Annotated in this window: 17 protein-coding genes; 10 read left to right on the plus strand and 7 right to left on the minus strand. The window is 71.1% G+C overall.

Annotated features, from left to right (window positions below; translation table 11 throughout):
• The first annotated feature begins 149 nt into the window (after window positions 1-149).
• The 3 genes from mca to ACFO6S_RS17725 are packed head-to-tail and all read left to right on the plus strand — an operon-like array spanning window position 150 to window position 3,388.
• Complete coding sequence (gene mca / locus ACFO6S_RS17715; RefSeq protein WP_378419219.1) at window positions 150-1,043, plus strand: mycothiol conjugate amidase Mca; 894 nt, start codon at window positions 150-152, stop codon at window positions 1,041-1,043.
• Window positions 1,040-1,369 carry a hypothetical protein gene (locus ACFO6S_RS17720; RefSeq protein WP_378419220.1) on the plus strand — a complete coding sequence of 110 codons (330 nt, stop codon included), beginning with the start codon at window positions 1,040-1,042 and terminating at the stop codon, window positions 1,367-1,369. Before mca ends, ACFO6S_RS17720 begins: the two co-directional genes overlap by 4 nt.
• Window positions 1,370-3,388 carry a thioredoxin domain-containing protein gene (locus tag ACFO6S_RS17725; RefSeq protein ID WP_378419222.1) on the plus strand — a complete coding sequence of 673 codons (2,019 nt, stop codon included), beginning with the start codon at window positions 1,370-1,372 and terminating at the stop codon, window positions 3,386-3,388. It abuts the gene before it with no gap.
• 9 nt (window positions 3,389-3,397) lie between these two features.
• Here the strand turns inward: ACFO6S_RS17725 and trhA are convergent, their stop codons facing one another.
• Complete coding sequence (gene trhA / locus ACFO6S_RS17730; protein WP_378419224.1) at window positions 3,398-4,063, minus strand: PAQR family membrane homeostasis protein TrhA; 666 nt, start codon at window positions 4,061-4,063, stop codon at window positions 3,398-3,400.
• A 129-nt stretch (window positions 4,064-4,192) separates the two neighbouring features.
• On the opposite strand from trhA, the gene ACFO6S_RS17735 reads away from it, so the two are divergent.
• Window positions 4,193-4,960: an isoprenyl transferase gene (locus ACFO6S_RS17735; protein WP_378419226.1), complete on the plus strand. Its 768-nt coding sequence runs from the start codon at window positions 4,193-4,195 to the stop codon at window positions 4,958-4,960.
• A 20-nt stretch (window positions 4,961-4,980) separates the two neighbouring features.
• On the opposite strand, the gene coaA is transcribed toward ACFO6S_RS17735, so the two are convergent.
• Window positions 4,981-5,913, minus strand: a complete 933-nt coding sequence (coaA, locus tag ACFO6S_RS17740; RefSeq protein ID WP_378419228.1) for a type I pantothenate kinase — start codon at window positions 5,911-5,913, stop codon at window positions 4,981-4,983.
• A gap of 139 nt (window positions 5,914-6,052) precedes the next feature.
• On the opposite strand from coaA, the gene ACFO6S_RS17745 reads away from it, so the two are divergent.
• On the plus strand, window positions 6,053-7,249 hold the full coding sequence (locus ACFO6S_RS17745; RefSeq protein ID WP_378419230.1) for a DUF885 domain-containing protein: 1,197 nt from the start codon (window positions 6,053-6,055) through the stop codon (window positions 7,247-7,249).
• Between the two features lie 12 nt (window positions 7,250-7,261).
• Here ACFO6S_RS17745 and ACFO6S_RS17750 read toward each other — a convergent pair whose 3' ends face one another.
• Window positions 7,262-7,735 (minus strand): nuclear transport factor 2 family protein, encoded by a 474-nt coding sequence (locus ACFO6S_RS17750; RefSeq protein ID WP_378419232.1) that lies wholly within the window; start codon window positions 7,733-7,735, stop codon window positions 7,262-7,264.
• Between the two features lie 192 nt (window positions 7,736-7,927).
• Between ACFO6S_RS17750 and glyA the strand changes: the two genes are divergently transcribed.
• The 3 genes from glyA (at window position 7,928) to ACFO6S_RS17765 (ending at window position 15,229) form a co-directional block, all read left to right on the plus strand.
• Entirely contained in the window at window positions 7,928-9,241 is a 1,314-nt protein-coding gene (gene glyA / locus ACFO6S_RS17755) for a serine hydroxymethyltransferase (RefSeq protein WP_378419233.1), read from the plus strand.
• Between the two features lie 222 nt (window positions 9,242-9,463).
• Window positions 9,464-13,663 (plus strand): molybdopterin-dependent oxidoreductase, encoded by a 4,200-nt coding sequence (locus ACFO6S_RS17760; protein ID WP_378419235.1) that lies wholly within the window; start codon window positions 9,464-9,466, stop codon window positions 13,661-13,663.
• 240 nt (window positions 13,664-13,903) lie between these two features.
• The gene (locus ACFO6S_RS17765; protein WP_378419237.1) at window positions 13,904-15,229 is read left to right on the plus strand and encodes a PhoH family protein; all 1,326 of its coding nucleotides are present in this window, start codon (window positions 13,904-13,906) and stop codon (window positions 15,227-15,229) included.
• A gap of 26 nt (window positions 15,230-15,255) precedes the next feature.
• Here the strand turns inward: ACFO6S_RS17765 and ACFO6S_RS17770 are convergent, their stop codons facing one another.
• Window positions 15,256-15,681, minus strand: coding sequence for a limonene-1,2-epoxide hydrolase family protein (locus ACFO6S_RS17770; RefSeq protein ID WP_378419239.1), 426 nt, complete (start codon window positions 15,679-15,681; stop codon window positions 15,256-15,258).
• A 72-nt stretch (window positions 15,682-15,753) separates the two neighbouring features.
• On the opposite strand from ACFO6S_RS17770, the gene ACFO6S_RS17775 reads away from it, so the two are divergent.
• On the plus strand, window positions 15,754-16,404 hold the full coding sequence (locus ACFO6S_RS17775; protein WP_378419240.1) for a L,D-transpeptidase family protein: 651 nt from the start codon (window positions 15,754-15,756) through the stop codon (window positions 16,402-16,404).
• A gap of 16 nt (window positions 16,405-16,420) precedes the next feature.
• On the opposite strand, the gene ACFO6S_RS17780 is transcribed toward ACFO6S_RS17775, so the two are convergent.
• From ACFO6S_RS17780 to ACFO6S_RS17790, 3 genes are all read right to left on the minus strand, one after another.
• Complete coding sequence (locus tag ACFO6S_RS17780; protein ID WP_378419242.1) at window positions 16,421-17,824, minus strand: class II fumarate hydratase; 1,404 nt, start codon at window positions 17,822-17,824, stop codon at window positions 16,421-16,423.
• A 79-nt stretch (window positions 17,825-17,903) separates the two neighbouring features.
• Window positions 17,904-18,944 (minus strand): class II fructose-bisphosphatase, encoded by a 1,041-nt coding sequence (glpX, locus tag ACFO6S_RS17785; RefSeq protein ID WP_378419244.1) that lies wholly within the window; start codon window positions 18,942-18,944, stop codon window positions 17,904-17,906.
• 128 nt (window positions 18,945-19,072) lie between these two features.
• Window positions 19,073-20,359 (minus strand): hypothetical protein, encoded by a 1,287-nt coding sequence (locus ACFO6S_RS17790; protein ID WP_378419246.1) that lies wholly within the window; start codon window positions 20,357-20,359, stop codon window positions 19,073-19,075.
• A 100-nt stretch (window positions 20,360-20,459) separates the two neighbouring features.
• Between ACFO6S_RS17790 and ACFO6S_RS17795 the strand changes: the two genes are divergently transcribed.
• Window positions 20,460-21,032, plus strand: a complete 573-nt coding sequence (locus tag ACFO6S_RS17795) for a DUF4245 domain-containing protein (RefSeq protein ID WP_378419248.1) — start codon at window positions 20,460-20,462, stop codon at window positions 21,030-21,032.
• The last annotated feature ends 11 nt before the right edge of the window (window positions 21,033-21,043 follow it).

Raw genomic sequence — 21,043 nt, forward strand, 5'->3', positions numbered from 1 at the left:
CTTCCGGCGGCTGGGCAGGGCCACGGCTGACGTCGGAGGTATCGGGTGGAACTATAGGGGAAGGACAACGGCGTGCCGCTGGCGCGGTCCGCCGAACCGTCCGACATGGCCGACTGTGGCTACAGGCGAAGTTGAGGTGAAGGAACACTGTGAGCGGATTGCGCCTCATGGCCGTGCACGCCCATCCCGACGACGAGTCCAGCAAGGGCGCCGCGACCATGGCCCGATATGCGGCCGAGGGTCACGAAGTGCTGGTCGTGACCCTGACCGGCGGTGAACGGGGTGACATCCTCAACCCCGCGATGGACGTGCCCGGGGTCCGGGACCGGCTTCCCGAGGTGCGCCGCGAGGAGATGGCCACCGCGGCCCGCATCCTCGGTGTCGAGCAGACCTGGCTCGGCTTCGTCGACTCCGGGCTGCCCGAGGGCGACCCGCTGCCGCCGCTGCCCGACGACTGCTTCGCGCTCGTGCCGCTCGAGATCTCCACCGAGGCGCTGGTCCGGGAGATCCGCAAGTTCCGTCCGCACGTGATGACGACGTACGACGAGAACGGCGGCTACCCGCACCCCGACCACATCCGCTGCCACGAGGTCTCGATGGCCGCCTACGAGGCCGCCGCCGACCCGGAGCGGTTCCCCGACGCGGGGGAGCCGTGGGAGGTGCAGAAGGTCTACTACTCGCACGGGTTCATCCGCAAGCGGCTGGAGCTGTTCCAGGAGGAGTACGACCGCCGGGGCGAGGAGTTCCCGATGGCCGAGTGGCTCAAGAAGTGGAAGGTCGAACAGGGCGACCTGATGGCCCGCGTGACCACCCAGATCGTCTGCGGCGACCACTTCCCGCAGCGCGACGACGCGCTGCGCGCGCACGCCACCCAGATCGACCCCAACGGGTCGTTCTTCGCGGTGCCGCTGGAGATCCAGCAGAAGATCTGGCCGACCGAGGAGTTCGAGCTCGCGAAGACCCGCGTGCGCACCTCGATCCCCGAGAACGACCTGTTTGCCGGCATCGATCATGTCGGCAGCGAACCTGAGGAGAAGAAGTGATCTTGGCAAGTGCGGCGGTCGACCTGCTGGCGCAGACCCCCGGCACCCCCACCGGACCGGAGTACGGCAAGGCCTCGCCGTTCGGACTGATCCTGATCCTGCTGCTGCTCGCCGCAACGGCGCTGCTGATCCGGTCGATGAACCGCCAGCTCAAGAAGCTGCCGGAGACCTTCGAGCCGGAGCATCCGGAGGCCGACCAGGCCGTCGACGACGGCACCGACCCTGGTGCCGCGCAGGTGCCGAAGGCGGAGACCGCCAAGAAGGTGGCCACAGAGAAGGTCGCCACCGAGAAGAAGCCCGAACCGCCGACGCAGACCGCCGGCTAGATGACCGCCCGCGGCAGGAACAGCCTCGGCGAGGCCACCAGCCCGTACCTGCGCCAGCACGCCGACAACCCGGTGCACTGGCAGCAGTGGGGCCCCGACGCGCTGGCCTGGGCGCGCGAGCGGGACGTGCCGATCCTGCTGTCCGTCGGCTACGCGGCATGCCACTGGTGCCACGTGATGGCGCACGAGTCCTTCGAGGACGAGGCCACGGCCGAGGTGATGAACACCCACTTCGTCTGCATCAAGGTGGACCGGGAGGAACGCCCGGACCTCGACGCGGTCTACATGAACGCGACCGTCGCGATGACCGGGCAGGGCGGGTGGCCGATGACCTGCTTCCTGACGCCCGACGCGGAACCGTTCTACTGCGGCACCTACTACCCGCCGACGCCGCGCGGCGGGATGCCGTCGTTCACCCAGCTGCTCGAGGCGATCGCCGACACCTGGCAGACCCGCCGCGACGACGTGCACCGGGCGTCGGCACAGGTCGCGGAGCAGTTGCAGGCAAACTCGGCGGGCATTCCCGGCGGCCAGGTGCCGGTGGACGCGGCGCTGCTCGACGCCGCCTCCGCGGCGGCGCGGCGTGACGAGGACGTCGCCCGCGGCGGCTTCGGCGGCGCCCCGAAGTTCCCGCCCACCGCGCTGCTGGAGGGGCTGCTCCGCGGGCACGAGCGGACCGGGGACCCGGCCGCGCTGGCGACCGTGCAGCGGACCGCGGAGGCGATGGCCCGCGGCGGCATCTACGACCAGCTCGGCGGCGGCTTCGCGCGGTACGCGGTCGACGCGGACTGGGTGGTGCCGCACTTCGAGAAGATGCTCTACGACAACGCGCAGCTGCTGCGGCTCTACGCGCACCTGGGCAGGCGCACCGGGTCGGCGCTCGCGGTCCGGGTGGCGGAGGAGACCGCCGAGTTCCTGCTGCGAGACCTGCGGACCGCAGGCGGCGGCTTCGCGTCCGCCCTGGACGCCGACACCGAGGGTGTCGAGGGACTGACCTACGCGTGGACCCCCGACGAGCTGACCGCCGCGCTGGGCTTCGAGGACGGCATCTGGGCAGCGGGGCTGCTCGCGGTGAGCACCGCGGGCACCTTCGAGGCAGGCACCTCGGTGCTGCAGCTGCCCGCCGACCCCGAGGACTGGCCGCGCTTCGAGTCGGTGCGCGAGCGGCTCTTCGAGGTTCGCACGCGTCGGCCCCAGCCCGCCCGTGACGACAAGGTGGTCACCGCCTGGAACGGTCTCGCGGTCACCGCGCTGGCCGAGGCGGGAGCCGGCTTCGGCCGTCGGGACTGGGTGGACGCCGCCGCCGAATGCGCGCGGTACCTGCTGGACACGCACCTGGTCGACGGTCGACTGCGACGCGCCTCGCTGGGCGGGGCGGTCGGGGAGGCCGCCGCGGTGCTCGACGACCACGCGGCCCTGGCCGTCGGGCTGCTCGCCCTGCACCAGGCGACCGGCGAGGCGCAGTGGCTCACCCGAGCGCAGGACCTGGTGGACCTGGCGGTCACCCATTTCGCCGACCCGGCGGAGCCCGGCTGCTGGTTCGACACCGCGGACGACGCCGAACGGCTGATCACCCGGCCGCGGGACCCGTTCGACGGCGCCACCCCGTCGGGGGCGTCGACGATGGCGGAGGCGCTGCAGGCGGCCGCGGCGCTGTCCGAGCCGGAACGGTCGGCCCGGTACGCCGTCGCGGTCGCGGACACCCTGGACCGGGGCGCGCCGCTGCTCGCGCGGTCGGCGCGGTCCGCGGGGCACTGGCTGGCGGTGGCGGAGGCGTCCGTGCGCGGCCCGATCCAGGTCGCGGTGGCGACGGACGGCGTCGAGACCGGACTGCTCGATGTCGCCCGCCGCGCAGCGCCGGGAGGCGCGGTCGTGCTCGGCGGCGCGCCGGACTCGGCCCCGCTGCTGGCGGACCGCCCGCTCGTCGGCGGTGCCCCCGCGGCGTACGTCTGCCGGGGGTTCGTCTGCGACCGACCGGTGACCGAGACCTCGGAGCTGCGGGCCGCCCTCGCCCGCTGACCCGCGGGGTCAGCCGAAGACGACCAGCCACACCGCGACGTAGTGGCACAGCGCGGCGACCACCGTGCCTGCGTGGAAGAACTCGTGGTGGCCGAACGTGGCGGGCCACGGGTTGGGCCACTTGGTGGCGTACAGGATCGCGCCGACGCTGTAGAGGACGCCGCCGACGGCGAGCAGGACCAGCGGCGCCCAGCCGACCTGGGCCGCCAGCTCGCCCGCGACGGGGACGATCGCCCAGCCGAGAATCAGGTACAGCGGGACCCCCACCCAGCGCGGGGCCGTGGGCCAGAGCATCTTCAGAGCCACCCCGGCGAGCGCGCCCGCCCAGACCACGGTCAGCAGGGTGCGGCCGGTCTCCGGGGGCAGCCCGAGCAACGCGAACGGCGTGTAGCTGCCGGCGATGAAGACGAAGATCATCGAGTGGTCCGCACGCTTCATCCGGATCCGCGCGCGGACGGTCGACCAGTGCACCCGGTGGTAGGTGGCGCTGACGCCGAACATCCCGCACACGGTCGTCGCGTAGATCGCGGTGGCCACCCCGGCGCGGGTCGACTCGCCTGCCGCGCACACCACCAGCACCGCGCCCGCGACGACGGCAGCCGCGAACGCCCACAGGTGAATCCAGCCGCGGAGCCGCGGTTTGACCGGCGCGACGGCGGTCTCGAGTGCAGTCATGTGGAGCTCCTCTGGTCGGTCCGCAAGCCAAACCTACGGTACCGTAGGTTTGGGAGTCGGGGTGACCGTGGAGTTGCTCGCGGGGGCGTTGTGTGTGCGGCGTAATGTGGCCAGCGTGGTGATGTCCAGGTGAAGGTTCCGAACCTGCTGTACAGGGTCTACGAGCGGCGCCTGGCCCGAAAGCTCGAGGGGCTGGCCACGCCTCGTCACGTCGCGGTCATGTGCGACGGCAATCGGCGATGGGCCCGGGAGAACGGGTTCACCGACGTCGCGCACGGGCACCGGATGGGCGCACTCAAGATCGCCGAGCTGTTGCGCTGGTGCGACGAGGCCGACATCGAGATGGCCACCATCTACCTGCTCTCCACCGAGAACCTGCGTCGCGACCCCGAGGAGCTGGACACGCTCCTCGAGATCATCACCGACGTGGTCGAGGAGATCTCGGGGCCGGCGAACAACTGGAGCGTCAAGATCGTCGGCACGCTCGACCTGCTGCCACCCGAGCAGGCCCGACGCCTGCGCGAGGCGGCCGCGGGCACGATCGGCGGCACCGGCTGCCACGTCAACGTCGCGGTCGGATACGGCGGGCGTCAGGAGATCGCCGACGCGGTGCAGTCGCTGCTGAGCGAGAAGCTGCGCGAGGGCCTGACCGGCGACGACCTGGTCAAGGCGATGAGCGTCGAGGGCATCGACGGCCACCTCTACACCTCCGGTCAGCCCGACCCGGACCTGGTGATCCGCACGTCGGGGGAGCAGCGGCTCTCCGGGTTCCTGCTGTGGCAGAGCGCCTACTCCGAGATCTGGTTCACCGAGGCGTACTGGCCGGAGTTCCGCCGCGTCGACTTCCTGCGGGCCTTGCGCGACTACGCCGCCCGGCACCGGCGCTTCGGCGCCTAGGCGGCGGGCGACGAGGTCGCCTACAGCTTCCGCAGGCGCAGCCGGTTGATCGAGTGGTCGGCGTCCTTGCGCAGCACCAGCGTCGCGCGCGGCCGGGTCGGCAGGATGTTCTCCACCAGGTTCGGGCGGTTGGTGGAGTTCCAGATCTCCTCGGCGGCCACCGTGGCGTGCTCGTCGGACAGCCCGGAGTAGTGGTGGAAGTGCGCGTTCGGGTCCGCGAACGACGTCTTGCGAAGCGCGAGAAAGCGTTTGACGTACCAGCGCTCGATGTCCTCGATCCGGGCGTCGACGTAGATGGAGAAGTCGAACAGGTCCGAGACCATCAGCCGCGGACCCGTCTGCAGCACGTTCAGGCCCTCGATGATCAGGATGTCGGGCTGGCGGATCAGGTGGTGCTGGCCGGGCACGATGTCGTACGACCGGTGCGAGTACATCGGCGCCGCAACCTCTTCCGCGCCGGACTTGACCTCGGTGACGAAGCGCAGCAGCTTGCGGCGGTCGTAGCTCTCGGGAAAACCCTTGCGGTGCATGATGCCGCGCCGGGTCAACTCGGCGGTCGGGTACAGGAAGCCGTCGGTGGTCACCAGGTCCACGCGCGGGTGGTGGTCCCAGCGGGCCAGCAGCGCCTGGAGCACGCGCGCGGTGGTCGACTTGCCGACCGCCACGCTGCCCGCCACCCCGATCACGAACGGGACCTGACGGTCAGGGTGCTTCTCGCCGAGGAAGGTCGCGGTCGCGGCGAACAGCCGTTGGCGCGCGGCCACCTGCAGGTGGATCAGGCGGGAGAGCGGCAGGTACACCTCGGCGACCTCGTCGAGGTCGATCTGCTCGCCCAGGCCGCGCAGGCCGAGGAGCTCCTCCTCCGTCAGCACGAGCGGTGTCGCCTTGCGCAGCGTCCGCCACTGCTTCCGGTCGAATTCGACGTACGGGCTGGTCTCGCTCATCTTGGCCATGCGCTCACCTCGCGCTCGGTCTGCATGGGTCGAATTGTGCTCGTCGACACGGGAGTCTGCTGCGGCGGGTCCGGATTGTGTCGAACACGAGCGTGCCCGTGCGACCCGGCCGTGCCGGGGCCCGCTACCGTGGGTCAGCATGGATCCCGTTGCGTTCGTCCGCGAATACCTGCTGTTGGGGCTCGGTTTCGACAGGCTCGAGGACGGCTTCGTCGACGCGTACACCGGGGACCCGGAGCTGCGGCGACGGGTGGTGGACGCGCCCGTGCCTGCGCCTGCGGACCTGGCGCGTCGCGCCGCGGAACTGCGGGCCGAGCTGCCCAGCGTGGACCTGACGGCGCAGCGGGCGGACTTCCTCGACGTGCACCTGCGCGCGCTCGAGTGCTCCGGCCGCAAGTTCGCAGGCGAGGACATCGGCTTCGTCGACGAGGTGCACGCCTACTTCGACGTGCGGATCGAACCCGGCCGCGAGGAGGACTACCGGGACGCGCACCGGGCCATGGACGAGGTGCTCGCGGGGGCCGGCTCCGGACCCCTGGCCGAGCGACTGCAGGCGCACCGGGCCGCCGACGAGATCCCGCCGGAGCGCCTCGCGGAGTGCGTCGAGGCGTTCTCCAGTGCGCTGCGCGACCTGGTCCGCGACCGGTACCCGCTGCCGGAGACCGAGCGGGTCGAGTACGAGGTGGTCGGCGACAAGCCGTGGTCGGGCTTCAACTACTACCTCGGCGACTACCGGTCGAAGGTGGCGATCAACTCGGACCTCAAGCAGCAGATGGCGCACCTGCCGCACCTGATCGCGCACGAGTCCTATCCCGGTCACCACACCGAGCACTGCCGCAAGGAGGCCGGGCTGGTGGCCGCCGGGCAGCAGGAGCAGACGCTGTTCCTGGTGAACACCCCGCAGTGCCTGATGGCGGAGGGCCTGGCGGACCTGGCGCTGAAGTCGGTCGTCGGGCCGGGCTGGGGGCGGTGGGCGCAGGAGATCTACGCGGACCTGGGCCTGCGCTTCGACGGCGAGCGGGCGGAGGCGCTCTCGGCGGCGTCGGGCAAGCTGCTCGGGGTCCGGCAGGACGCGGCCCTGCTCCTGCACGACCGCGGCCGCGGCCACGACGAGGTGGCGCAGTTCCTGCAGCGCTGGACCCTGACCACGCCGGAACGGGCCCGGCAGACGCTGCGGTTCCTGTCCTCGCCGCTGTGGCGGGCGTACACCAGCACGTACGTGGAGGGCTACCGGCTGCTCGGGTCCTGGCTGGACCGGGGCGCGACCACGGACGAGCGGTCGGAGCTGTTCCGGCGGCTTCTCGACGAGCCGCTGATCCCGTCCGCGTTGCGCTGACCCTGCTGTCCGTCAGGTGCGTGGCGACCAACCGGCCGGTCCGGGGCCGAGCGCCTCGAATGACCCGGTGTGGGCGCGGCTGAGCTTGACCCGCCTGCGCAGCAGCCACCGGCCGCCTCGCCGGGCCCACTCGTCGTGGTAGTCGCCGAGGGTCTGAAACGTCAGGTGCGCCGCCTCGCCGGTGCCGACGTGCAGGTCGCTCACGTACGCGCGACTGGTCGCGGTGTCCCCGTCGACGTCGATCAGCACGTTGCCGAGCAGGTGCTGGGACGGGCCGCAGTCGTCGAGGAAGGACCGGATGCTAGTGACTATCGCGGCGAGTCCGGTCAGGTTCCCGGCGCCCAGGTCGGCGGTCGCCTCCGCCAGCACCAGATCGTCCAGCGCGGTCCAGTCCCGCTCGTCCATCGCCCGGGCGATCCGGATCAGGGTGCGATGGATGGCGCGCTCGGCGAGCAGGTCTTCGACGGTGGCTTCGGCGGCGGGCATCGGGTCTCCTGAAGGTGTCGTGGTGGCGCGGATGGGCCCCGGCGCCGACGGCACGCTAGCCCGCCGCCGGCCCGGGTCGGCGTTGTGATCCCTGTCACCGGGACGAGTCGTGGCGGGGCCCGGCGGGTCGGGTGGTTCGCGCGGTTCTAGACTGGTAGCGCCCCTGCCCGGCTTCCGCTTGGAGATTCTTCGATGACCGCTGTGCCCAGCACCGACGTGAACAACGCTTCGCTCGCCGAGCTCGACCCCGAGGTCGCCGCCGCGATGAACGGCGAGTTGGCCCGTCAGCGCGACACCCTCGAGATGATCGCGTCCGAGAACTTCGTCCCGCGCGCGGTGCTGCAGGCCCAGGGCAGCGTCCTGACCAACAAGTACGCCGAGGGCTACCCGGGTCGCCGCTACTACGGCGGCTGCGAGCACGTGGACATCGTCGAGAACCTCGCCAAGGAGCGCGCCTGCGCGGTGTTCGGCGCCGAGTTCGCCAACGTGCAGCCGCACGCAGGCGCGCAGGCCAACGCCGCGGTGCTGATGGCGCTGATGAACCCGGGCGAGAAGCTCATGGGCATGGACCTCGCGCACGGCGGTCACCTCACCCACGGCATGAAGCTGAACTTCTCGGGCAAGCTCTACCAGGTGGCGTCCTACGGCGTCCGCGAGGACACCCACGTCGTCGACATGGACAAGGTGCGCGAGACCGCCCTGGCCGAGCGCCCGGAGGTGCTCATCGCCGGCTGGTCCGCGTACCCGCGTCAGCTCGACTTCGCGGCGTTCCGCTCGATCGCCGACGAGATCGGCGCCAAGCTGTGGGTCGACATGGCGCACTTCGCCGGCCTGGTGGCCGCCGGTCTGCACCCCTCGCCGGTGCCGCACGCCGACGTCGTCTCCACCACCGTGCACAAGACCCTCGGCGGACCGCGCTCCGGCATGATCCTGGCGAAGAAGGAGTGGGCCAAGAAGCTCAACTCCGCGGTGTTCCCGGGTCAGCAGGGCGGCCCGCTCATGCACGCGGTCGCCGCGAAGGCCGTCGCGATGAAGATCGCCGCCACCGACGAGTTCAAGGACCGGCAGGTGCGCACCCTCGCAGGCGCGAAGATCCTCGCCGAGCGTCTCGGCGGCGCCGACGTCGCGGGCAACGGCATCTCGGTGCTGACCGGCGGCACCGACGTGCACCTGGTGCTGGTGGACCTGCGGCACTCGCAGCTCGACGGTCAGCAGGGCGAGGACCTCCTGCACGAGATCGGCATCACCGTCAACCGCAACGCCGTGCCGTTCGACCCGCGTCCGCCGATGAACCCGTCGGGCCTGCGCATCGGCACCCCGGCGCTGGCCACCCGCGGATTCGACGACGCGGCCTTCACCGAGGTTGCCGACATCATCGGCACCGCGCTGGCCGCCGGTTCCGCGGCCGACGTCCCGGCCCTGCGGGCCCGGGTCTCCAAGCTGGCGCTCGACTTCCCGCTGTACGACGGTCTCGAGGACTGGGGACTGCTCTCCCGCACCGTCTGACCTCGCTCTTCGGCTCGCGCGGCGGCCCGCATCCCCACCCGGGGGTGCGGGCCGCCGCCGTTGTCACGCCGGGATCGTGGCGACGTCAGGAACCGCACAGCCGGTCCCCGCCCGCGGAGGGCAAGTGTTGACCGGTCCGCAACACCGGATGTGACGTCCCGAAACATCCGCGCCCGATGATCGGTGGCGACCTTGATCCGCGGCCGAAGGGATGCACGGACTATGGGCGCTCGCAGCCACGGCACCAGTGTCGACACACTCTGCGCCTACTGCGGTGTCGGGTGCGGCCTGGTCCTCGACATCGTCACCGACCCGGAGACGGGGCGCCGCTGGGCCGCGAAGTCGTCGGGTCTCGCCTCGCACCCCACGAACTTCGGTCGACTGTGCACCAAGGGCGCCACCACCGCGGACATGCTGGCCGGACCGGGCCGGATGGAGTCGCCGTACCTGCGGCCGGCCCGGGGGCAGTCGCTCGAGGCCGCCGACATGGACGCCGCCATCACCGACACCGCGCAGCGGTTGCGGGCGATCGTCGACGAGCACGGCCCCGACGCGGTGGCCCTGTACGTGTCCGGGCAGATGTCACTCGAGGCCCAGTACCTGTCGAACAAGCTGGCCAAGGGCTTCATCGGCACCAACCAGATCGAGTCGAACTCGCGCCTGTGCATGGCCAGCGCAGGCACCGGCTACAAGCAGTCCCTGGGTGCCGACGGCCCGCCCGGCTCGTACCAGGACTTCGAGTCCGCGGACGTGTTCTTCGTGATCGGCGCCAACATGGCCGACTGTCACCCGATTCTGTTCCTGCGCATGATGGAGCGGGTTAAGGCCGGTGCGAAGCTGATCGTCGTCGACCCCCGGCGCAGCGCCACCGCGGACAAGGCCGACCTGTTCCTGCAGATCGCGCCGGGCACCGACCTGGCGCTGCTCAACGGGCTCCTGCACCTGCTCGTCGTCAGCGGTGACATCGACCAGGAGTTCATCGCCGACTTCACCGAGGGCTGGGAGGTGATGCCCAGCTTCCTGGCGGAGTTCACCCCGGACAAGGTCAGCGACATCACCGGGATCCCGGCGGCGGACATCCGCACGGCCGCGCGGTGGATCGGTGCGGCCGGGAACTGGATGAGCTGCTGGACGATGGGTCTGAACCAGAGCACCCACGGGACCTGGAACACCAACGCCATCTGCAACCTGCACCTGGCCACCGGCGCCATCTGCAGGCCCGGCAGCGGCCCGTTCTCCCTGACCGGCCAGCCGAACGCCATGGGCGGGCGCGAGATGGGATACATGGGGCCGGGTCTGCCCGGCCAGCGCGCGGTGATGTTCGACGCCGACCGCGAGTTCGTCGAGGACCGGTGGGGAATACCGCGCGGGTCGCTGCGCACCGAGACCGGCGGCGGGACGATCGACATGTTCTCCCGGATGGCCGCAGGTGAGATCAAGGCCTGCTGGATCATCTGCACCAATCCCGTTGCGACGGTGGCCAACCGCAAGACCGTCATCGACGGGCTGGAGCGGGCCGAACTCGTCGTCACCCAGGACGCGTTCCTCGGCACCGAGACCAACGAGTACGCCGACGTGCTGCTCCCGGCGGCGCTGTGGACCGAGTCCGATGGGGTGATGATCAACTCCGAACGCAACCTGACCCTGTTCCAGCAGGCACTCGACCCGGTCGGGCAGGCGCTGCCGGACTGGCAGATCATCGCCCGGATCGCCTGCGAGATGGGGTACGCCGAGGCGTTCACCTACACCTGCGCGGAGGAGGTGTTCGAGGAGATCAAGCAGTTCTGGAACCCGAAGACGGGCTACGACTTGCGGGGCGTCACCTACGACCGCCTCCGGGAGAATTCGATCCAGTGGCCGTGCCCGCCCGACAGCGACCAGGACCGCCATCCCATCCGGTACCTCAACGACGGCGTGAGCCAGCAGCTCCTCGTCGGCGCGGACGGCGTCGCCCCGCGGCTGGCGTTCCCCACCGCCAGCGGCCGCGCGATGTTCTTCGCCCGGCCGCACCTGCCGCCCGCCGAGATGCCCGACGACGACTACCCGTTCCTGCTCAACACCGGCCGTCTCGCGCACCAGTGGCACACCATGACCAAGACCGGCAAGGTGGCCAAGCTCAACAAGCTCAACCCGGGGCCGTTCATCGAGATCCACCCCGACGACGCCGCCCGCCTCGGTGTCGCCGACTCCGATCCGATCGAGGTGTCCTCGCGCCGCGGACGGGCGGTGTTGCCTGCCCTGGTCAACGATCGGGTCCGTCCCGGGAACTGCTTCGCGCCGTTCCACTGGAACGACTCCTTCGGCGAGTACCTGTCCATCAACGCCGTCACCAACGACGCGATCGATCCCGCGTCGCAGCAGCCGGAGTTCAAGGCCTGCGCCGTGACACTGACCAAGGTTGCCGTGACCACACCCGACGCGCTGCCCACCGAGACCGCCGATGCGCCGGAGTCAACTCCCACGCCGCTCGGCGCCGCGGACGGCGGTTCGTCGCGACTGGACGTCCTGGCCGCAGTGCTCGGGCAGACCGACACACCGGCAGTCGATTTCGACCCGATGGAGAAGGCCTACCTCGCGGGGCTCCTCGCGGCCCTGCGATCGGATGCGGGCCGCACCCCCGGGGTGCCGACCCTGCCCGCGAACAGCCCCTTCGACGCAGGCAAGAGGATGTGGGTCGACGGCGTCCTGGCCGGGTTGTTCTCGCGTGCCCCGATCCCCGGGGGCGAACGGACCGAGCCTGCCGAGGTGCCCGCTCCCGGGCGGGCCCCGATCGTCGTGCTCTGGGCCTCGCAGACCGGAACCGCCGAGGAGTTCGCCGCCGCCTGCGCCGCCCGGCTCGGCGAGGCAGGCCTGCCCGTGGTGACGTTCGGCATGGACGAGTTCGCGGTGGCCGACCTGTCGACGACCCGCGAGCTGCTCCTGGTCACCAGCACCACCGGCGACGGCGAGCCGCCGGACAACGGCAGCGGCCTGTGGGGGGTCCTGAGCTCGGACTCGGCGCCGCGACTGGCCGAGATGCGGTACGCCGTCATCGCTTTCGGCGACTCCAACTACGACGACTTCTGCGGACACGGCCGCAAGCTCGACGACCGGCTCGCCGAACTCGGCGCCACCCGCCTCGCCGGCCGCATCGACTGCGAACCCGACTACGAGGAGTCCGCGGCCGACTGGCTGGACGCGGTGACGGCAGCGCTGCAGGACCCGGCGGAATCGACCGGTGGCGGGGCGGATCGCGCTGCTGTGCCGGTCGATTCCCGGACGGAGGTCGGCGCCCACCCGGCGCCCGCACCCGGCGAACCGCGCCAGTACAGCAAGAAGTCGCCGCTGGTCACCTCGCTCACGCGCAACGTGGTCCTAAACCGACCCGGATCGACGAAGGACGTGCGGCAGTTCGGCTTTCACCTGCCGCCGGGCACCGTCAGCTACGAGGCAGGCGACGCGCTCGGTGTCTGGCCCCGCAACAGCAGCCCGTTCGTCGACGAGTGGCTGGCCGTCACCGGACTCGACGGCGATGCCGCCGTCGAACTCGCCGAGCACGGTGCGATGACGCTGCGCACCGCCCTCGCCGAACGGCTGGAGATCACCCGACTCAACGGCGACCTGCTCCGGTTCGTGCAACAGCGCACCGCGGACGCCGACCTTGCGGAACTGATGAAGCCGGAGAACAAGTCCGCGCTCAGGGACTTCTCGTGGGGGCGCCAGTCCGTCGACGTGCTCGCCCAGTCCCCGGTTCGCGCCTCCGTCGACGAGTGGCTCACCGTCCTCAAACCCCTTCAGCCGCGGCTGTACTCGATCTCCTCGAGCCCGAAGGAGAGCCCCAGCGAGGTGCAGCTGACGGTCTCGACGGTGCGGTACAACGTCGCGGGCGTGCCCCGGCGCGGGGTGTGCTCGACCTACCTCGCCGACTACGCCGACGGCGACGACATCGGAATCTACGTGCACAAGTCCAGTCACTTCCGGCCGCCGGCCGATCCCGAGACCCCGATGATCATGGTCGGGCCGGGCACCGGCATCGCGCCCTTCCGCGCGTTCCTGCACGAGCGGCGGGCGTTGGGGCACACCGGACCGAACTGGTTGTTCTTCGGTGAGCAGCACGCCGCGACCGACTTCTACTACCGCGAGGAGATCGAGGAGCTGCGCCGGGACGGGTTCCTCACCGAACTCGACGTCGCGTTCTCCCGAGACCAGTCCGCGAAGGTCTACGTCCAGGACCGGATGCGCGAGCGTGGCGCGCTGCTGTGGGAGTGGCTGCAGAACGGTGCCCACTTCTATGTCTGCGGCGACGCGGCCCGGATGGCCAAGGACGTCGACGGCGCGCTCAACGGCATCGTCGCGCAGTACGGCAGGCTCGCGCCCCGCAGTGCCGAGGCGTACGTCAAGGCCCTGGCCGCCGAGAAGCGGTACGTGCGTGACGTCTACTGACCCCCACCACACGTTTACACAACGTTCATCGTGTTGGTCCGACACCGGCCCGGTCCGTCGCCGTAGCGTTCAGGTCAGCGGGTGGTGCAGAAGCCGCCCGTCCGGGAGGTTCGAATCGTGACTGACTTGTTCAGGGCGAAGGGGCCGGCGCCCGGTCCCCGTGGGTCGTAAGACCCACCCGGACCGAACGGCCCAGCGAACGCCGTCTGCGCGGGTGCCGCGCAGCAGTAGGAGCCCACCGTGACCGCATCCCGCTCCGCCGCCAACCACGCAGTCCGCACCTACGTTCTCGACACCTCGGTCCTGCTCTCGGATCCGTGGGCCGTCACGCGATTCGCCGAGCACGAAGTGGTGCTGCCGCTGGTGGTGATCAGTGAGCTCGAGGGCAAACGCCACCACCACGAGCTCGGATGGTTTGCGCGGGAATCGCTTCGGATGCTCGACGACCTCCGGGTCGAGTACGGCCGGCTGGACCAGCCGGTACCGATCGGCGCCGAGGACGGCACCCTGCAGGTGGAGCTGAACCACACCGACCCCGCGGTGCTGCCGGTCGGATTCCGCACCGACTCCAACGACTCCCGGATCCTGGCCTGCGCGCTCAACCTGGCGGCGGACGGCCGGGACGTGGTGCTGGTGAGCAAGGACATCCCGCTGCGGGTGAAGGCAGGCGCCGTCGGGCTGCCTGCGGACGAGTACCACGCGCATGACGTGGTGGCCTCGGGGTGGACCGGCATGACCGAGCTGGAGGTGGACTCGGCACGCATCGACGAGCTGTTCACCGAGGGCGTCGTCGACCTGGACGACGCGCGAGACCTGCCGTGTCACACCGGGATCCGGTTGATCGGTGGCCGGTCCAGTGCCCTCGGCCGGGTGACCGCGGACAAGCGGGTGCAGGTGGTCCGCGGCGAACGGGAGGCCTTCGGGCTGCACGGGCGGTCCGCCGAACAGCGGATCGCGCTCGACCTGCTGCTGGACGAGAGCATCGGGATCGTCTCGCTCGGTGGGCGCGCGGGGACCGGCAAGTCGGCGCTGGCCCTGACGGCCGGACTCGAAGCGGTCCTCGAGCGGCGCTCGCACCGCAAGGTGGTGGTGTTCCGCCCGCTGTACGCGGTCGGCGGCCAGGAGCTCGGCTACCTCCCGGGCGGTGAGGCCGAGAAGATGGGCCCGTGGGCGCAGGCCGTCTTCGACACCCTCGACGGCCTGGCCAGTCCGGAGGTGATGGACGAGGTGATCAGCCGCGGCATGCTGGAGGTGTTGCCGCTCACGCACATTCGCGGTCGGTCCCTGCACGACTCCTTCGTGATCGTCGACGAAGCGCAGTCGCTCGAACGCAACGTGCTGCTGACCGTGCTCTCACGACTGGGCACCGGGTCGCGGGTGGTGCTCACCCACGACGTCGCCCAGCGGGACAACCTGCGCGTCGGCAGGCACGACGGGGTCTCCGCGGTGATCGAGAAGCTCAAGGGGCATCCGCTGTTCGCGCACGTCACCCTCACCCGCAGCGAGCGCTCGCCGATCGCCGCGCTGGTCACCGAGATGCTCGAGGAGTTCGGTCCCAACAGCTGAGCCGGGTCCGGGGCGCTGGGGCGGTCCTACCGCCCCAGCGCCGAGCGGACGGTGCCCACCACCGTGCCGACGAGGAAGGCGCGCCAGCTGAAGTAGTCCCGCCACACCGCGATCTTGCCGTCGCGCATCTCGAAGGTCCCGCACACCCAGAACACCGAACGCAGCGGGCCGACGATCAGGGTGTCGGTCCGCTCGGTCAGGACCGTGTCGCCGTCGCTGGCGATGTGGTGCATGACGGCCTCGAACCGGAACCGCGGACGTCCGGCCGCGCGCAGCGCGCGGCCGACCGCGGGGAGGCCGCGGAGGGTGGGCAGCGACACGTTCTGCCACTGCACGTCCTCGGTGAGGTGCGCGGTGGCGCGCGGGACGTCGAGTGCGCCGAGCGCCTCGAAGAAGTCCGTGACCACCGCGACCGCGGCGTCGCTCCGGTCGGTCGTTGCGGGGGTCGTCATGGGGCACTCCTGGTGACGTCGGCGGGTCGTGGCTGAATTGACGCAGTGTATGACGTGGGTCACGATGCTTCGATGCGGAGAACGGGAAGTGCGCTCCTGTCGATCGTCGTCGCGACCACCCTGGCCCTGCTGTGTGCCCCGCACGCGGTCGCGCAGGGTCCGTGGTTCTCGAGCGCGGTCGGCTCCGCCAGCCAGGTCGTCGCCGTCCACGGGTCGGGGTCGGGGTCGAGCGTCGAGGCATGGCAGCGCTCGCCGCTCGGCTGGCACCGGATCTCGCCGTCGATTCCCGCGCAGGTGGGGGTGGACGGCTTCGCGCCTGAGGCGAGGGACGGCGTGCCCGCCACCCCGGAGGGCGTGTACAGCCTGGACGCGGCGTTCGGCACCGCGGCGGCCCCGGGCGGCGGGCTGCCCTACCGGGTGGTGGGCGCGGACGACTGGTGGGACGGCGACCCGCAGAGCGCGACCTACAACACCCATCAGGTCTGCGCGCCCGGCAGTTGCGGCTTCGACGAGTCGCAGAGCGAGCAGCTCGCGATCCCGGCCTACCGCTACGCGGTGGTGATGGGCGTCAACGCGGAGCGGCGGCCGGGTGGGGGCGGCGCGTTCTTCCTGCACGTGGCCAACGGTCAGCCCACCGAGGGCTGCGTCGCGGTCGCCGAGGCCCCGCTGGTGTGGCTGATCCGCTGGCTGCAGCCCGGCGCGGTCATCGCGATCACCCGCTGACCGGAATCGGCGGCAGCTACTCCTTCACCTTGGCCATGGCGAGGACGTCGAGCCGCCGGTCGAGCTCGGCCTCGGTGAGTCCGTCGCCGACCAGCCCCCGGTCGATCACGGTCTGCCGGATCGTCTTCTTCTCCTTCAGCGCCTGCTTGGCGACGGCCGCCGCCTCCTCGTAGCCGATCACCGAGTTCAGCGGCGTGACGATGGACGGCGACGACTCGGCGAGGGTACGCAGGCGCTCGGTGTCGGCGACGAGTCCGTCGATGCACCGGTCCGCGAAGAGCCGGGAGACGTTGGCCAGCAACCGGAACGACTCGAGCAGGTTGCGCGCCATCACCGGGATGTACACGTTGAGCTCGAAGGCGCCCCCCGCGCCGCCCCAGGCGACGGCGGCGTCGTTGCCGACCACCTGCGCGGCAACCTGCGTGACCGCCTCCGGCAGCACCGGATTGACCTTGCCCGGCATGATCGAACTACCCGGCTGCAGGTCCGGCAGGTGCAGCTCGCCGAGCCCGGTCAGCGGTCCCGATCCCATCCACCGGATGTCGTTGGCGATCTTGGTCAGGGACACCGCGACGGTGCGCAGCGCCCCCGACGCCTCCACCAGGCCGTCGCGCGCGGCCTGCGCCTCGAAGCTGTCCCGCGCCGGTCGCAGGGCCTCGATTCCGGTCGACTTGATCAGTTCCGCAACGACTTTCGGCCCGAACCCGTCGGGTGCGTTGAGGCCGGTCCCGACCGCGGTGCCGCCGATCGGCAGCTCGCCGAGGCGGGGGAGGGTGGCGGTGACCCGCTCGATGCCGGCCTCGATCTGGCGGGCGTAGCCGCCGAACTCCTGGCCGAGGGTCACGGGCACCGCGTCCATCAGGTGGGTGCGGCCGGCCTTGACGACGGTCTTCCATTCGGCGGACTTCGCCGTCAGCGCCTGCTGGAGGCGGGCGAGCGCCGGAATCAGATCGGCGACGGCCGCTTCCGTCGCCGCGACGTGCGTTGCGGTCGGGAAGGTGTCGTTGGAGGACTGCGACATGTTGACGTCGTCGTTCGGGTGGACGTCGACCCCGGCGGCCTTCGCGATCGATGCGATGACCTCGTTGGCGTTCATGTTGGAGCTGGTTCCCGAGCCGGTCTGGAAGACGTCGATCGGGAACTGGTCGTCGTGACGGCCGGCCGCGATCTCGTTCGCGGCGGCGATGATGGCGTCGGCCTTGGCCGAGTCGAGCAGGCCGAGGTCCCGGTTGACCTGTGCGCAGGCCGCCTTGAGCAGGCCCATCGCGCGGATCTGGGTGCGCTCGAGTCCGCGCCCGCTGATCGGGAAGTTCTCCACGGCGCGCTGGGTCTGGGCGCGCCAGAGGGCGTCGACCGGGACCCGGACCTCGCCCATGGTGTCGTGCTCGATCCGGAACTGCGATTCGCTGTTGTCCGTCATGCCAACCAAGCTTGCCACCACAGACAACTGTCCGCGCCCTCCCACGGTTGACCGGGGGAGGGCGCGGACAGCAGGTGGATCAGAAGGTGGGCGGAACCGCGCCGTCTTCGCCGTCGAAGTCGACGGACGAGTACTCCCGCAGCTTCTCGAGGCGGTGGTACGCGTCGATCATGCGCACGGTGCCGGACTTGCTTCGCATCACGATGGACTGCGTCGACGCGCCGCCGCCGTAGTAGCGGACGCCGCGCAGCAGGTCGCCGTCGGTGACGCCGGTCGCGCTGAAGAAGACGTTCTCGCCGGAGACCAGGTCCTCGGTCAGCAGGATCCGGTCCAGGTCGTGGCCCGCGTCGATCGCCTTCTGGCGCTCGTCGTCGTCGGTCGGGGCGAGCTTGCCCTGCAGGGCGCCGCCCATGCAGCGCATCGCGGCCGCGGCGATGATGCCCTCGGGGGTGCCGCCGATGCCGACCAGCATGTCGGTGCCGGACTCGGGGCGGGCCGCCGCGATCGCGCCGGCGACGTCGCCGTCCGAGATCAGCCGGATGCGGGCACCGGTCGCGCGGACCTCCGCGATCAGCTGGGCGTGGCGGGGCCGGTCCAGGATGCAGACGGTGACGTCGGAGACCGACGCCTTCTTGACCTTCGCGACCCGCTTGATGTTCTCGGCCATCGGGGCGGAGATGTCGATGACGTCGGCGGCGTCCGGGCCGACGGCGATCTTCTCCATGTAGAACACGGCGGACGGGTCGAACATCGCGCCGCGCTCGGCGACCGCGAGCACGGAGATCGCGTTCGGCATGCCCTTCGACATCAGGGTGGTGCCGTCGACGGGGTCCACCGCGAAGTCGCAGTCGGGGCCGTCGCCGTTGCCGACCTCCTCGCCGTTGAACAGCATGGGCGCTTCGTCCTTCTCGCCCTCGCCGATCACCACGACGCCGCGCATCGACACGCTGCTCACGAGCTGCCGCATCGCGTCGACGGCAGCGCCGTCACCGCCCTCCTTGTCGCCCTTGCCGACCCAGCGTCCAGCCGCCAGTGCGCCGGCCTCGGTCACGCGGACGAGCTCCAGCGCGAGGTTGCGGTCCGGTGCCTCGCGGCGACTCGTTGGGGTGCTCGCCGTCATGGGCAGTGCCTCCTTGCAGGCGACGCGGGTGGGCGTCGGCATAGGTGTCGTCTCGGGTGAGAACGTCGTCTCACGGCCCGATTGTCTCATTGCCGGTCGGACCAATTACCCGCTGGGCTGTCGGGCGGCTACGGCTCTCGTGTCAACGACCAGCCGATGACGGCGTCCCGGGCGAGGTCCGGCACCCGGTGCAGGATCCGCTGCTCGTCCATGAACTGACGGAAGGGCCGGGAGAGCAGCCCCTGCGCCCGGCCCGGTCCGTCCGCGACGAGCCGGGCGTAGGCCGTCGCGGTGTCGTCGGCGATGTACCGCCACCGCGGGGCCCGGTCGGCCCAGTTGAAGTCGGGGAGCGGGGCGCGCAGTTCGAAGCCGTCGCCGACCACCGTCAGCGGCGCGACCACGCCCGGCGCCCGCGCCCCCGGGATCGCCGGCTGCGCGGCGAGGGTGGTGACGTAGGCGAGCACCCGGCCGATCCCGTCGCGGCCCGTGGCGGTGGCGTCCCACTGGTCCGCGACCACCTGGTTCTGCTCCCGGTCGGCCATCCGTCGGGTGGCCTCGTCGAGGCCGTCGCGGGTGCCCGAGAAGATTCCGTGCCAGGCCGCCCGGGCGTTGTCGTCCAGCAGGCCGGCCCGATCGAGTTCCTCGATCGCGGGTCGGCCCCCGGTGAGGTAGGCCTCGTGCATGGGCACCATGTCGAAGTAGATGTGCTTCTGCATGATCAGCAGCCGCCGCTGGTACCAGTCGAGGTCGGCGGCGGTGGTGGCCGGACCCGACGCGGCCAGCGCCCGGACGTCGGCAGGCAGCGCGGCTGCGGCCTGGGCGGGCAGCGCCGCGAGGACGCCGGCCACCGCGGTGCCGAGCCGATGGAGGGCGTCCACGGAGACCACGGTGCGGCCCATGTCGAGGTCCCAGAAGCCGGCCGCGAAGGAGCCGCCTGCCATCCCGGCCATGCCCGCCCAGTTGAGTTCGGCGCGCTCGCGTTGGTAGCGGCCGTAGTTCGCGTACACCCGCTCGACCAGGGTCGCGTTGGACAGGAAGCCCGCGTTCGGGTCCCAGCCGGCGAGGTCGATGCCGGACGCGACGGCGCCGCGGGCCAGCCAGAACTGGTGCAGCAGCGCGGCGTACCGGGTGGGCGCCACACCCGCGGCGCGGGCGGCGGTCAGCGCCGCCTCGAGGGTGCTGGGATCGGTGGGCAGCCGCGGGTCGAGGCCGCCGGTGAGTTCGGCGGCGGAGTTGCTGGGCATGAGGTCGAGGAACGCGGCGAAGGCGGTCGTCGCGGGGGTGGCGGGGGTGGCACCGGCCACCCCGGTCGTCGCGGTGGCCAACGCGAGCGCGCCGACCAGGGCAACCGCGGTGCGCCTTCCCCAGCTGGTGCGGCGACGCGACGGCGGGCGGGGAACCTCACTCGAACTCATGGACGCGATCTAACAACATGTGTGTGACCGCCGGTACCGGATTCGGCGCACACGGGAACCGCCAGACCCGGGGGAGTGAGGTGCTGGGATACTGGTTCCCGTGGCCGCCGAAAAAAACCGAATCTTTCACAACAACCGAGACATGATCTGGTCCCTGCTCCCGCTGGTGCTGATCTGTCTGGTCATCGCGGGCATCGCGAGCCAGTGCACGCTCAGCCCCGGCGGACCGACCCAGGGCAAGGTGCCGCACGTCGACATCGACACGGTGCTCAAGTACGACGCCCGCGACCTCGCGTTCCCGATTCGCAACCCCGGGGTGATCGAGGGCTGGCAGCCCAACTCGGGCAACCGCGGCACCGTCGCCGGTGACGGGGGTGGCGACGCGAGCACGATCGGCTTCCTCACCGACAAGGGCCGCTACCTGCAGCTGACCCAGAGCTCGGCGAGCGAGGAGGCCCTGGTGCCGTGGGTGGTCGGCGACAGTCGCGTCCCGTCGGGGACGCAGCAGGTGGGCCCGGACTCGTGGGTGGTCTACGACGAGGAGGGCAGCGAGCCGATCTGGGTGGCCGACTTCGGCGACGTGCGGTTGCTGATCACGGGCAGCGGCACGGCGGACGAGTACACCACCCTCGCGGAGGCGGTCGGGGCGGCGCAGCCGCTGGCGACGAGCTGACCCGTCAGGGC

The organism is Rhodococcus kronopolitis, assembly GCF_042654025.1.
GTDB classification, from domain to species: Bacteria; Actinomycetota; Actinomycetes; order Mycobacteriales; family Mycobacteriaceae; genus Rhodococcus_G; species Rhodococcus_G kronopolitis.

Excerpts from the sequence above, each read along its gene's own strand:
- coaA (WP_378419228.1), bottom strand. The coding sequence starts at position 5,913 with ATGGCCAAGATGAGCGAGACCAGCCCGTACGTCGAATTCGACCGGAAG.
- ACFO6S_RS17760 (WP_378419235.1), top strand. The coding sequence starts at position 9,464 with ATGGGCGCTCGCAGCCACGGCACCAGTGTCGACACACTCTGCGCCTAC.
- glyA (WP_378419233.1), top strand. The coding sequence starts at position 7,928 with ATGACCGCTGTGCCCAGCACCGACGTGAACAACGCTTCGCTCGCCGAG.
- ACFO6S_RS17780 (WP_378419242.1), bottom strand. The coding sequence starts at position 17,824 with ATGACGGACAACAGCGAATCGCAGTTCCGGATCGAGCACGACACCATG.
- ACFO6S_RS17750 (WP_378419232.1), bottom strand. The coding sequence starts at position 7,735 with ATGCCCGCCGCCGAAGCCACCGTCGAAGACCTGCTCGCCGAGCGCGCC.
- trhA (WP_378419224.1), bottom strand. The coding sequence starts at position 4,063 with ATGACTGCACTCGAGACCGCCGTCGCGCCGGTCAAACCGCGGCTCCGC.
- ACFO6S_RS17725 (WP_378419222.1), top strand. The coding sequence starts at position 1,370 with ATGACCGCCCGCGGCAGGAACAGCCTCGGCGAGGCCACCAGCCCGTAC.
- glpX (WP_378419244.1), bottom strand. The coding sequence starts at position 18,944 with ATGACGGCGAGCACCCCAACGAGTCGCCGCGAGGCACCGGACCGCAAC.
- ACFO6S_RS17745 (WP_378419230.1), top strand. The coding sequence starts at position 6,053 with ATGGATCCCGTTGCGTTCGTCCGCGAATACCTGCTGTTGGGGCTCGGT.
- ACFO6S_RS17770 (WP_378419239.1), bottom strand. The coding sequence starts at position 15,681 with ATGACGACCCCCGCAACGACCGACCGGAGCGACGCCGCGGTCGCGGTG.
- ACFO6S_RS17790 (WP_378419246.1), bottom strand. The coding sequence starts at position 20,359 with ATGAGTTCGAGTGAGGTTCCCCGCCCGCCGTCGCGTCGCCGCACCAGC.
- ACFO6S_RS17775 (WP_378419240.1), top strand. The coding sequence starts at position 15,754 with ATGCGGAGAACGGGAAGTGCGCTCCTGTCGATCGTCGTCGCGACCACC.